The following is a 12,261-nucleotide window of genomic DNA, read 5'->3' on the forward strand; positions in this document are numbered from 1 at the left end:
CGTATTCCAAAGCAATCTTTCGATTACCTTTTCATACTTGATACAATCACTACCCTGAGTTCTTACTCACACCCATCTCTAAGTGCTTTCATCACTCTCTTTACTACTTCTTCCAGATTGTTAAAGAACGTTTAGCCGACAAGCTCACTTCCATGCTTGCAGCATCAACTGGCTACAGTCGCCAATGCACAGCGCTCACGCGGAACGCTGTGCATTGAGGACTTGGTGGAGGATGACGGGATCGAACCGACGACCCCCTGCTTGCAAAGCAGGTGCTCTCCCAGCTGAGCTAATCCCCCTTCGTGGCCTGACTATGAGTGGTCACTCCGTCAGCACGCCTTTTCGGGTGGTGGGTCTGGTTGGATTCGAACCAACGACCCCCGCCTTATCAAGACGGTGCTCTAACCGACTGAGCTACAGACCCTTAGCCTGTCTTTCTTACAGCCGATAAGCGTGAGCGCTTAGATAACTTCGTGCGAAGCTCGAGAAAGGAGGTGATCCAGCCGCACCTTCCGATACGGCTACCTTGTTACGACTTCACCCCAGTCATGAATCCTACCGTGGTGACCGTCCTCCTTGCGGTTAGACTAGCCACTTCTGGTAAAACCCACTCCCATGGTGTGACGGGCGGTGTGTACAAGACCCGGGAACGTATTCACCGCGGCATGCTGATCCGCGATTACTAGCGATTCCAGCTTCACGCAGTCGAGTTGCAGACTGCGATCCGGACTACGATCGGTTTTCTGGGATTGGCTCCACCTCGCGGCTTGGCAACCCTCTGTTCCGACCATTGTATGACGTGTGAAGCCCTACCCATAAGGGCCATGAGGACTTGACGTCATCCCCACCTTCCTCCGGTTTGTCACCGGCAGTCTCCTTAGAGTGCTCTTGCGTAGCAACTAAGGACAAGGGTTGCGCTCGTTGCGGGACTTAACCCAACATCTCACGACACGAGCTGACGACAGCCATGCAGCACCTGTGCGCCGGTTCTCTTTCGAGCACTCCCGCCTCTCAGCAGGATTCCGACCATGTCAAGGGTAGGTAAGGTTTTTCGCGTTGCATCGAATTAATCCACATCATCCACCGCTTGTGCGGGTCCCCGTCAATTCCTTTGAGTTTTAATCTTGCGACCGTACTCCCCAGGCGGTCAACTTCACGCGTTAGCTACGTTACTAAGGAAATGAATCCCCAACAACTAGTTGACATCGTTTAGGGCGTGGACTACCAGGGTATCTAATCCTGTTTGCTCCCCACGCTTTCGTGCATGAGCGTCAGTGTTGGCCCAGGGGGCTGCCTTCGCCATCGGTATTCCTCCACATCTCTACGCATTTCACTGCTACACGTGGAATTCTACCCCCCTCTGCCACACTCAAAGCCTGCCAGTCACCAATGCAGTTCCCAGGTTAAGCCCGGGGATTTCACATCGGTCTTAACAGACCGCCTGCGCACGCTTTACGCCCAGTAATTCCGATTAACGCTCGCACCCTACGTATTACCGCGGCTGCTGGCACGTAGTTAGCCGGTGCTTATTCTTCCGGTACCGTCATCCCACCACCATATTAGGGCGATGGTTTTCTTTCCGGACAAAAGTGCTTTACAACCCGAAGGCCTTCTTCACACACGCGGCATTGCTGGATCAGGGTTGCCCCCATTGTCCAAAATTCCCCACTGCTGCCTCCCGTAGGAGTCTGGGCCGTGTCTCAGTCCCAGTGTGGCTGGTCGTCCTCTCAGACCAGCTACAGATCGTCGCCTTGGTAGGCCTTTACCCCACCAACTAGCTAATCTGCCATCGGCCGCCCCTATAGCGCGAGGTCCCGAAGGATCCCCCGCTTTCTTCCGTAGATCGTATGCGGTATTAATCCGGCTTTCGCCGGGCTATCCCCCACTACAGGACACGTTCCGATGTATTACTCACCCGTTCGCCACTCGCCACCAGGGTTGCCCCCGTGCTGCCGTTCGACTTGCATGTGTAAGGCATGCCGCCAGCGTTCAATCTGAGCCAGGATCAAACTCTTCAGTTCAAACCTGTTACTGTTTTTCGGTTGTTTTACCAACCGGTCGCTCACTCAACGTACTGACGATGATTAATCCATCCGTAGACAGATAAACCTTCCTCTTAATACTTCGCGTGAGACTCTTGATTACTTTTGCTATTGCTACGATTCCGAAGAACCGCAACCGCACTTGCCATCAAGCGCCCACACTTATCGGCTGTTAGTTTTTAAAGAACATTCGCAGTTATCGCAGCTATTCGCTTGCTTTCTTGCGCACCGTCATTCAACGGGAGGCGAATTATGACTGGCGAATGACCACCGGGTCAACCCCCTTTCGCAAATTATTTTTCTGCACTCGGGCAGCGCGTTCGAAATCCAAAAAATCCTCATAAGGTTTCGAACGCCGGATTCCGGCATTCGCCCTGACGATTCAGCTTCCGAAAAACGGCGTGCAGAATCCAGCCGGCCCGACGCAATCCGAAGCCGACCTCGCGCCATGCTGCGTCGACATCGGCATATGCGTCGAGCCGGCGCCCGAGGCCGCGCCGCCTGCATGGGCACCGCCATAGGCTTCGTTCGACTCTTTCGTTCCCTGCTGCGCGGCGGCGACCTTCGCTTCCGCGGCCTGGATATCGCTGGGATAGTTGGCAGCCTCTCCCGTGGCAGGCGAATAGCCGGCGCGCTCGAGTTGAGCCAGTTCGGCCTTCACTTGAGCCCGGGTAAGCGGCACGTTTTCGCTTTGCGCGAAGACAAAGGTAGGAGCGGCGACAACTGCGATGGATACGATGACTTTGGCGATGGCGTTCATGATGTTCACACTCCGACAGAAAAGGTTGACCGGATCGCAAGCGATCCACGAACCTCATCGAACGCACAGGGCCCTTGCGCGGCTTCGACTCACTCGAGCGGTGCACTGCACCGGAACAAGCGCAAAGGACTGGCTCCGGTCGACACCTTGTTTTCAAGCGTTGAGGCTTCGAATGGTTAACCCGCGCACGTAGCGATCTATTCCCGCAGCGAGACGGAATTTGCAGAGGGTGTATCGATAGGCCCGAAGCACGGCGTTCGCGCCGTACCGAGCGAGGACATCAAGGAGGAGGAGAAACGCGGAGGACGAACCGGATGAGGAGTCCGGCAAGGCGCCAGCCAGCACCCGTCCACCGCGTCGCTATTGTCACGCAGGGCGGCTCAAAGATCATCGCCGCTTGCGTTGAAGATGCCTTGCCGATCCCGCAACAATGCCGTCCATCAAGATGACGATCAACGAGCGGCCGGAACGAGATGCACGCGCTTCTCCGTCGCCGCCTCCACTGCCGCGCGCGAATACAATAACGGGAAGTACTCGCCGTCGAGCCACATCTGCGCGAGATCGCGATAATGCGGACTATCCGGATCGCCCGACTCGCCCGGCAGATTCACTGCGCGCGAGGCGTCCCAATTGCCGACATCGACGACCACACGGAACGACGGCCCGTTGGTCTCGCGGAAATCACTCGCGCGATAAGTCGACTGATTCGGCGTATAGGCGCTGCCGCCCTTGCCGATCGGACCGACGTTCAGCTTGGCGCGCATATCCGCGTCGACGACATCGGCGAGAGGATGAGCGTTGAGGTTCGTTTGCAGTTTGCCCCACTTCCACTGGCTCGCATCTGCGCCTTGCAGATGCCGCATCTCACCGTATGCATCGTGCAGGCTCGATAGCAACACCGCGTCGCGCTTTGCTTGCGCGTTCTCGCCGAAGCGCGTCTCGGGATGTTCGAGCGTATCGAGCATGACGGCCGTATCGGGCGCACCGAAAGATGCCGCAGCGTCCTTCGGCAACACGGCTTCCTTGAACGTTCGCCCGAGATGCCGCGACAGCCACACTTCTTCCAGCGCCGCCTGCGGCGAATTCGCGCCCATGTACGCATCCCAGCCCTTTAGCATCGCGAGCGCGGCGCGCGTGTCTTCATCGTCGCTTGAAAGTGGCGCAAGCAACGCGACCAGCCTGCGCGCCGGGATCGACACGTTATCTTTCTGCAAGCGCTCGGAATCTTCGATCGATACCTTGGGCAACGACTTCAATACTTCGTCGATACGCTGATGCCTCGATCCATTGGTCCATTCGAAGCCGAGCTTGCGTTCGGCATAGGGATAGCCTGCCGGCAGATTCATCTCATTCGACGTCGTGAAATAGCCTTGCTCCGGGTTGTAGACCGAGGGCATCGCATCGCGCGGCCAGAAGCCTGCCCATTCATAACGGCCATCACCGGGCACGGGCATGAGGCCATCCCAGTTCGGGCGAATCGGCGCAAGACCGCTTGGCACCCAGCCGATGTTGCCTTCCGTGTCCGCATACACCTGATTGACGGTCGGCGCGCCCCATGTCGCAAGCGAAGCCTTGAACTGCGCGTAGTTCCTGGCGCGCATATAGCGCATCGAATCGAAATACGGCGACATGCCCGGAGACAACCAGGCCGTGCGCACCGCAAACGCGCGATGCTTGCCATCCTCCGTATAGATGACGGGACCGTGGCGCGTGAACAAAAGATCCGCAGTGACGGAAGGCGCGTTGCGCACGGCGATCTGTTCGCGCAGGACGTGCATCGGTTCCCACTTGCCCTTGTAGCGATACTGCCGCGCATTCGCGGGGTTCAGTTCGTACACGTAGAGATCTTCCTGATCGATATTGAAGATCGTGAGCCCGTAAGCGATCGAACCGTTGTGTCCGATCGAAATACCCGGCGCGGAAGGCTCGCCCGCACCGATGATGTCGAGCGTCGGCGTGCTGATCTGCTGGATGTAGCGCAGGCTCGGCGCGGCGTACGCGCGATGCGGATCGTTCGCCATGATCGCGCGCCCCGTAGCTGATTTCGATGGCGCGATCACCCAGTTGTTGCTGCCCTCGGTAACTTCCTCCGGATTGTCCGCAGCCGCGATGACAGTCGTCGATGCATCCGCGCTCTTCATCGAGTCCTTGGTGATGCGCACGCCTTGCGTGGCGAGCGTGAAGACCTTGAGGACGTCTTCGGGAAGACAGGGATCGAGGCCCGCGGGCATCTGCGGTTTCCATGGCGGTTGCAAGCCGAAGCGCACGGCATCTGCATCGAGCGTGCTCTTGCATGCCACACGTGCGCGCGCGACTTCGCTCGTCAGATTACGCGTGAGCCCGTGGCTGCGAATCCGGACGATGTCGTCGGCGCTCCATTTTGCGGGCCAATAGCCGATCTTGCGGAATTCATAAGGCGTGCGCTCCGGATGGGCCGCGAGCCATCCGATATAGGCGTTGACGCCGGCTGCAAAGCGCGTCGCCGCAGGCTTCGCGTCCGGTCCGTAGCGTTGCCATTCGGTCGTCATGTCGCCGCGATAGAGAAAGAGCCGCGTCGCCTTATCCTGCTCCACGTAGGCCGGACCGAAGACTTCAGCAAGTTCGCCGAGACCGCGCCGCCGCCACAAGTCGATCTGGAACAGACGATCGCGCGCTGCGTTGAACCCCTGCACGAAGAACGCATCGCTGTCGTTGGCGGCGAAGATATGCGGCACACCCCAGCGGTCGATCAGGATATCCGAGGGCTGAGACAGCCCGGCTACGGCAATGGTCTCGTCGCTTGCGGCATCAGCCCGCGCAACTTGCGTCGTCAGCGGTCCGCTCATCAGCGTACCGACGATCATGGCGAGCAGCCGCGGTCCTTTCCTTACCTTCATGTGAACGTCTCCTTCTTTTTATGAGTGTCGATTCAGGCCACACAAGTATCGCAATGTAATGCGAATGCAAACGACGCGCAAAGCCCGCTAAGGAACAGGTTACATTTGGATACATCAAAGGAAGCTTAGGTCGCGCATAACCGTCGATTTCGCTTGGCATCGCTCGTCATATCAAGGAAACCAGCAAGCCGACACTTTGCTCTTCGTAAAGGAACACGCCATGACCGACTCCAATCGAGGCCCTGCCCAGGCGACCGATCCCATAGAGATCGCTAAGCGCGTCTATGAAGCGTACGTCTCCAAGGACCGCGCCTCGATCGAAGCACTCATCGCCGACGATTTTCACTTCACCAGTCCGCGCGACAATCGCCTCGACCGCTCGACCTACTTCGCGCGCTGCTGGCCTAACGCGCTTTCCACAGACAGCTTTACCTTCGTCCATCTCGTGCGCGACGGCGAACGCGTATTTGTGACCTACGATCTTCGAACGAAGGAAGGCGCTTCGTTCCGCAACACGGAAATTCTCACGATCCGAAATGACAAGCTGGTTGAGGCCGAGGTTTTCTTTGGCTGGATGATTCCGCACGAAGCGCCCAAAAGAGGATCGCTTTGATGATTGCTTAGGACTACGGCTCGCCAAGAGAGCATTACATTTGCATTCGAGTTACTTTCAATTTCACTATAAGCGCTTGCTAATAGATTTCAAACCGACAGTAAGCGACCGGTAATCGCGTCTCACGCAAACGTTTCACAAAACTTTCTCGCAGCATCAGCACACTTGCGTCCGCCATCTTCATCGCATGCGAACGCAAGAGGAGCTTGCTCATGTTGTGCCGTGCCATTCCAATCTTTATGTTGCTGCTGTCGCTTGCCGCGTGCGGGCCGGGCGACAGTGCATCGTCAACACCATCGTCGAGCGCAAGCGCGGCGAATCGCAATGCGGCCGGCGACGCCGCTTCGAATCCCTCTTCTACCGATGACACCGCCACCTCGCCGATCTCCGCGAGCGATCCGGTTGCAAGCGCGCAAGCAAGTCTCGACGCGGACAGCCGCCAGGTCACGCCTGTGCTGAGCTACGCGCCCGATCCGGATGAACGCGCGCATCGCTGAATGACTTTCCCCCCAAGCAGAAGGAAAATAAACGATGACATCGAATAGCCGTCGCCGCTTTTTGCACACGGTCGCCCATTCGGCGGGCGCCGCCGCAGCCCTCACCGTCTTTCCGGAATCGATCCGTCGCGCGCTGGCCATCCCGGCTGCCACGCGTACCGGAACGATTCAGGACATCGAGCATATCGTCGTGTTCATGCAGGAAAATCGGTCCTTCGATCATTATTTCGGTCACATGCGCGGCGTGCGCGGCTATAACGACCGGTTTCCGATCCCGCTTCCGAATGGCAAGCCCGTTTGGTTTCAGCCTTCGAAAGCGGACCCGACCAAGCCCGTTTTGCCGTTTCATCTGGACACGTCGACGACGAGCGCGCAATGCGTCGGCGATCTCGACCACTCCTGGTACAAGACGCATGCCGCGATCGATGCGGGCCGCTACGACCAATGGTGTGCGAACAAGACCGACATGACGATGGGCTACCATCTGCGCAGCGACATTCCGTTTCACTATGCGCTCGCCGATGCATTCACGGTTTGCGATGCCTATTTCTGCTCGCTGCCCGGACCGACGCATCCGAATCGCTCGTATCTGATGACGGGCACGGTCGATCCGACCGGCACGAAGGGCGGTCCGCTTCTCGACAATAACGATTTCGTCGATGGCGACGGCCCGCCGAACTATCAACTGCTTTCGTGGACCACGTATCCGGAACGCCTTCAGGCAGCCGGCATCTCATGGCAGATCTACCAGCAAGGGCTCACGGGCGCCGACCCGCTCAACGGCAATTACGGCACCAATATCCTGCAGAACTTCACGAACTACATCAACGCGACGCCGGGCACGCCGCTCTATGAGCGCGCGCAAACCGTGCGCACGATCGACGATCTCAAGGCCGACGTGCTTGCGAACCGCCTGCCGCAAGTCTCGTGGCTATGTCCGCCCGCGGCGTTCTCCGAGCATCCGAAATACACGCCCGCGTATGGCGCGGAGTACACATCGCAGATTCTCGACGCGCTGACCGCGAATCCCGAGGTGTGGAGCAAGACCGTGCTCTTCATCATGTACGACGAGAACGACGGCTTCTTCGATCACGTCGTGCCGCCGCAGCCGCCGACGTCGCGCGCACAAGGCCTCTCGACAGTAACGACCGATGGAGAGATTCACGACATCGTGAATCCCGCGCGCGGCGGCAGCTACACCGTCGATAACCTGCCTTACGGACTCGGGCCGCGCGTGCCCATGACGGTCGTCTCGCCGTGGACGAAAGGCGGCTTCGTATGCTCGCAGATATTCGATCACACATCGGTGATCCGCTTCATCGAGACACGCTTCAACGTGATGGAGCCGAACATCACGGCATGGCGTCGCGCGGTCTGCGGCGATCTGACCTCCGCGTTCGACTTCAAGACCACCGATTCACGCATGCCGCCGCTGCCCGATACGAGCAATTACCGTTCGATCGCCGATAACCAGTGCTCGACGCAGCCGCCGCCGACCGTGCCCGCAACGCCGGGCCCCATCGACGCGCAGGAATCCGGACCGCGCTTCGCACGCGCACTGCCCTACGAGTTGCACGTGAACGGCAACGCGAAGGACAAGCAGAACCAGTTCGTGATCGACTTTGCGAACACGGGCCGTCAGGGCGCGCACTTCTATGTCTATTCGGGCAATCGCACTGATGGACCGTGGCGCTATACCGTCGAGGCGGAAAAGTCCTTGCGCGAGACCTTCGACCTCACCAACACGAACGGCGTCTATGCATTCACGGTGTACGGACCGAACGGTTTCGTGCGCAATTTCGCGGGCAGCGTGTCGACGCGCGCGACGGACAAGCAGAACGCGCGCACGTCGCAGCCTGAAGTCAAAGCGCATTACGACATCGCGAACGGCAACCTCGTGCTTCGCTTCGTCAACGACGGCAATGCACACGCCAAGCTGTCCATTATCGATAACGCGTATGGCGCGCGGACACGTCAGGTGAACGTGCCGCCGAATGCGAAGGTCGAGGAGACGTGGATCCTCGCCGCGAGTCATCACTGGTACGACCTGACCGTCAGCGATCGCGACGACACCACCTTCTCGCGACGCATCGCGGGACACATCGAAACCGGGCGGCCGAGCGTGACCGATCCCGCCGCGATTGCGCCGGTGACGACCAGCTAAATCGCTTCTATCTGACTGTCGATTGACGTCCGCTCCCCATTCCGCGCCCGGCGGAATGGGGAGTTTTTGCTTTATAACGGTACGCGCGATCATCACCTTCCGGTCATCGAGTGCCTGCAAGTGAAGTAAGCACCTCCTTTCATTGGTCAGCAGGCAACGCTTGACACCCTCCCGCTCATTCCTTTATTGTTTGGTAGACCAACCAAACACTGATGATCTTCATTCGACGGAGTGCGCCATGAGCCGCCTTTCGGGCTTGCCCATTTATCTTCTCTTCGCCGCTGCGCTCGCTGCGTGCTCTCATCAGGATCGCGACGATTTCCAGGGCTACGTGGAAGGAGAGTTCGTCTATCTGGGCTCCTCGCAATCGGGCAAGCTGACGGAGTTGTCGGTCGCGCGCGGTCAAACGCTCAAGGCGGGCGCAGGCACCTTCACGCTCGAATCGGCGGATGAAACCGCCGCGCTCGATCAGGCGAAACGCCAACTCGCCGCTGCGCAGTCACAGCTCGACGACATCCTCACCGGCAAGCGTGCACCGGAAGTCGCTTCGGTTCGCGCGCAACTGACGCAGGCACGCGCAAACGCACGCAAGGCCGCATTGCAACTGAGCCGCGACGAAGCGCAGTTCAGCGTCGGCGGTATTGCCCGAGGCCAGCTCGACGATTCCCGCGCGAACGCCGATGCCGCCAACGCACAGGTACGCGATCTCTCCGAACAAGTGGAAGTCGCCCGCTTGCCGGGCCGCCCGCAGCAGATCGCGGCACAGCGCGCACAAGTGGCCGCAGCGCAGGCCTTCGTCGCGCAGGCGCAATGGAAGCTCGACCAGAAGCGCGTCGCCGCGCCCGCTGACGGACTCGTGTACGACACGCTCTATCGCGTCGGAGAATGGGTGCAGGCGGGCAGTCCCGTCGTGCAAATGTTGCCGCCGCAAAACGTAAAAGTGCGCTTCTTCGTGCCTGAAAGCGACGTAGGCCGTCTTGCGGCGGGGCGCGCCGTATCGATTCATTGCGACGGCTGCGCCGCCGACATACCGGCGAAGATCACCTATGTATCGAATCAGGCTGAATACACGCCGCCCGTCATCTATAGCAACGAGAATCGCGCGAAGCTCGTCTTCATGATCGAGGCGCATCCGCAAGCCAGCGATGCAATGAAGCTTCATCCCGGTCAACCGGTCGCGGTGAGGCTCCAATGAACCCGCACGCGGAGAACGGCCGCGACGTGCAAAACGTCATCGACGTACACAATCTCAACAAGCATTTCGGCGACAAGCACGTCGTCAACGATGTATCGCTGCAAGTGGCGCGCGGCGAGATCTTCGGCTTTCTGGGTCCGAACGGCAGCGGCAAGACCACTTCAATCCGTCTCATGTGCGGTCTGCTCACGCCTGATTCGGGTAGCGGCACATGTCTCGGCTACGACATCGTGCGCGAGAGTGAAGAGATCAAACGTAATGTCGGCTACATGACGCAGCGCTTCTCGTATTGGGAAGATCTGACCATCCGCGAAAATCTCGACTTCGTCGCGCGCATCTATCAGATGGCGAATCGACGTGAAGTCGTGGATCGTTCGCTCGAAGCGCTCGGTTTACAGAGCCGCGCGAATCAACTGACGGGTTCACTGTCGGGCGGATGGAAACAGCGCCTCGCGCTTGCCGCATGCATGCTGCACGAACCGAAGTTGCTTCTGCTTGATGAACCCACTGCCGGCGTCGATCCCACCGCGCGCCGCGACTTCTGGGAAGAACTGCATCGGCTCGCGGCCAAAGGCATTTCCGTGCTCGTCAGCACGCACTACATGGATGAAGCCGAACGCTGCCACAAGCTCGCGTATATCGCCTACGGCAAGTTGCTGGCGCAAGGCACGGCAAGCGAAGTCATCGCGTCGCAGAACCTTTCGACATGGACCATTCGCGGTGAACATCTGAGCGCGCTGTCGGAACGCCTGCGCGAGACGCCGGGCGTCGATCAGACCGTCGTGTTCGGCTCGGCCCTGCACGTGAGCGGCAGCGATCACGCCGCGCTCGAACGCGTGGTGCGCGCGGCGACGCAAGACGGCGCGACGCACGCCGAGCGCATCGACACCGGGCTCGAAGACGTCTTCATCTACTTGATGAGCCGTTCGACCGACAACTTCAAGGGGAAGTCATGAGCTCGCACGCACGCCTCGCGATGTTCACGCGCTTTTCCATTACGCGCTGGTGGAGCATCGTCCTCAAGGAGTTTCTCCAGCTGCGGCGCGACCGCATCACGTTCGGCATGATCGTCGGCTTGCCGATCGTGCAACTCGCGCTCTTCGGCTATGCGATCAACACAGACCCGAAGCATTTGCCGACTGCGGTGATCGTCGCCGAGGAGAGTCCGTTCTCGCGCAGCTTCATCGCCGCGATGAAGCACTCCGACTACTTCGATATCAAAGAAACGCTGCCCGACGAGGATGCAGGCCGCCGTGCGCTCGCACAGGGCCGCGTGCTTTTCGTGCTCAACATTCCCGCCGATTTCTCACGCAAGCTGTTGCGCGGCGAGCGGCCTGCATTGCTCGTCGAAGCGGACGCCACCGATCCGAACGCGGTCAGCAAGGCAACAAGCGCGCTGTCGGGGCTCGTGCAGCCCGTGGCGGACAAGGACATTACCGGGCCGCTCGCGTATCTGAACGGCAAGCCCGCCGCGTTCGATGTGCAAGTCCATAACCTCTACAACCCCGAAGGCATCACGCAATACAACGTGGTGCCTGGGCTGATGGGCGTGATCCTCACGATGACGCTCGTCATGATGACCGGCCTCGCCATCACACGCGAACGCGAGCGCGGCACGATGGAAAATCTGCTCGCGACGCCCGTGCGCCCCATCGAAGTGATGACCGGCAAGATCGTGCCTTACGTGTTCATCGGTCTCATTCAGGCATCGATCATTCTCGCAGCCACGCGCTTCGTGTTTCATGTGCCATTGCTCGGCAATCCCGTTGCGATCTATCTCGCTGCGCTGCTCTTTATCGCCGCGAATCTGACGGTGGGCATCACGCTGTCATCGCTCGCGCAGAATCAACTTCAGGCCATGCAACTCACGGTGTTCTACTTTCTGCCGAACATTCTGCTCTCGGGCTTCATGTTTCCGTTTTCGGGCATGCCCGCGTGGGCGCAGTTCATCGGCAATCTGTTGCCGCTCACGTACTTCAATCGCCTGATTCGCGGCATTCTGCTCAAGGGGAACGGCTGGGCCGATCTTTGGCCTTCCGTCTGGCCGATGGCGCTCTTCACGCTCATCGTGATGGGCATCGCGCTGCGCTTCTACCGGCGCACGCTCGACTAGG

General features: G+C 59.3%; 8 protein-coding genes, 2 tRNA genes and 1 rRNA gene. 5 read left to right on the forward strand and 6 right to left on the reverse strand.

Translation table 11 applies throughout. From position 1 onward, the window contains the following. Positions 1–223 precede the first annotated feature (223 nt). The 5 genes from BRPE64_RS19500 to BRPE64_RS19515 form a co-directional block, all read right to left on the reverse strand. Positions 224–299 (reverse strand) — tRNA-Ala (locus tag BRPE64_RS19500). 48 nt (positions 300–347) lie between these two features. After that, positions 348–424: transfer RNA gene (locus tag BRPE64_RS31940), tRNA-Ile, on the reverse strand. A 63-nt stretch (positions 425–487) separates the two neighbouring features. Next, a 16S ribosomal RNA gene (locus BRPE64_RS19505) occupies positions 488–2,021 on the reverse strand. 403 nt (positions 2,022–2,424) lie between these two features. After that, positions 2,425–2,802 carry a DUF4148 domain-containing protein gene (locus BRPE64_RS19510; protein ID WP_044042787.1) on the reverse strand — a complete coding sequence of 126 codons (378 nt, stop codon included), beginning with the start codon at positions 2,800–2,802 and terminating at the stop codon, positions 2,425–2,427. A gap of 452 nt (positions 2,803–3,254) precedes the next feature. Further along, entirely contained in the window at positions 3,255–5,678 is a 2,424-nt protein-coding gene (locus BRPE64_RS19515) for a penicillin acylase family protein (protein WP_016355252.1), read from the reverse strand. Between the two features lie 220 nt (positions 5,679–5,898). Between BRPE64_RS19515 and BRPE64_RS19520 the strand changes: the two genes are divergently transcribed. Further along, positions 5,899–6,291 carry a nuclear transport factor 2 family protein gene (locus BRPE64_RS19520; RefSeq protein ID WP_044042529.1) on the forward strand — a complete coding sequence of 131 codons (393 nt, stop codon included), beginning with the start codon at positions 5,899–5,901 and terminating at the stop codon, positions 6,289–6,291. A gap of 79 nt (positions 6,292–6,370) precedes the next feature. Here BRPE64_RS19520 and BRPE64_RS33265 read toward each other — a convergent pair whose 3' ends face one another. After that, entirely contained in the window at positions 6,371–6,739 is a 369-nt protein-coding gene (locus BRPE64_RS33265) for a hypothetical protein (protein ID WP_160167938.1), read from the reverse strand. An 83-nt stretch (positions 6,740–6,822) separates the two neighbouring features. On the opposite strand from BRPE64_RS33265, the gene BRPE64_RS19530 reads away from it, so the two are divergent. The 4 genes from BRPE64_RS19530 (at position 6,823) to BRPE64_RS19545 (ending at position 12,260) form a co-directional block, all read left to right on the forward strand. After that, entirely contained in the window at positions 6,823–8,952 is a 2,130-nt protein-coding gene (locus BRPE64_RS19530; protein WP_016355255.1) for a phosphocholine-specific phospholipase C, read from the forward strand. 238 nt (positions 8,953–9,190) lie between these two features. Beyond that, entirely contained in the window at positions 9,191–10,147 is a 957-nt protein-coding gene (locus tag BRPE64_RS19535; protein ID WP_016355256.1) for an HlyD family secretion protein, read from the forward strand. Further along, the gene (locus tag BRPE64_RS19540) at positions 10,144–11,103 is read left to right on the forward strand and encodes an ABC transporter ATP-binding protein (protein WP_016355257.1); all 960 of its coding nucleotides are present in this window, start codon (positions 10,144–10,146) and stop codon (positions 11,101–11,103) included. Before BRPE64_RS19535 ends, BRPE64_RS19540 begins: the two co-directional genes overlap by 4 nt. Continuing rightward, complete coding sequence (locus BRPE64_RS19545) at positions 11,100–12,260, forward strand: ABC transporter permease (RefSeq protein WP_016355258.1); 1,161 nt, start codon at positions 11,100–11,102, stop codon at positions 12,258–12,260. Before BRPE64_RS19540 ends, BRPE64_RS19545 begins: the two co-directional genes overlap by 4 nt. Position 12,261: the final 1 nt, after the last annotated feature.

Source organism: Caballeronia insecticola (genome assembly GCF_000402035.1).
In the GTDB taxonomy this organism is placed as follows: domain Bacteria; phylum Pseudomonadota; class Gammaproteobacteria; order Burkholderiales; family Burkholderiaceae; genus Caballeronia; species Caballeronia insecticola.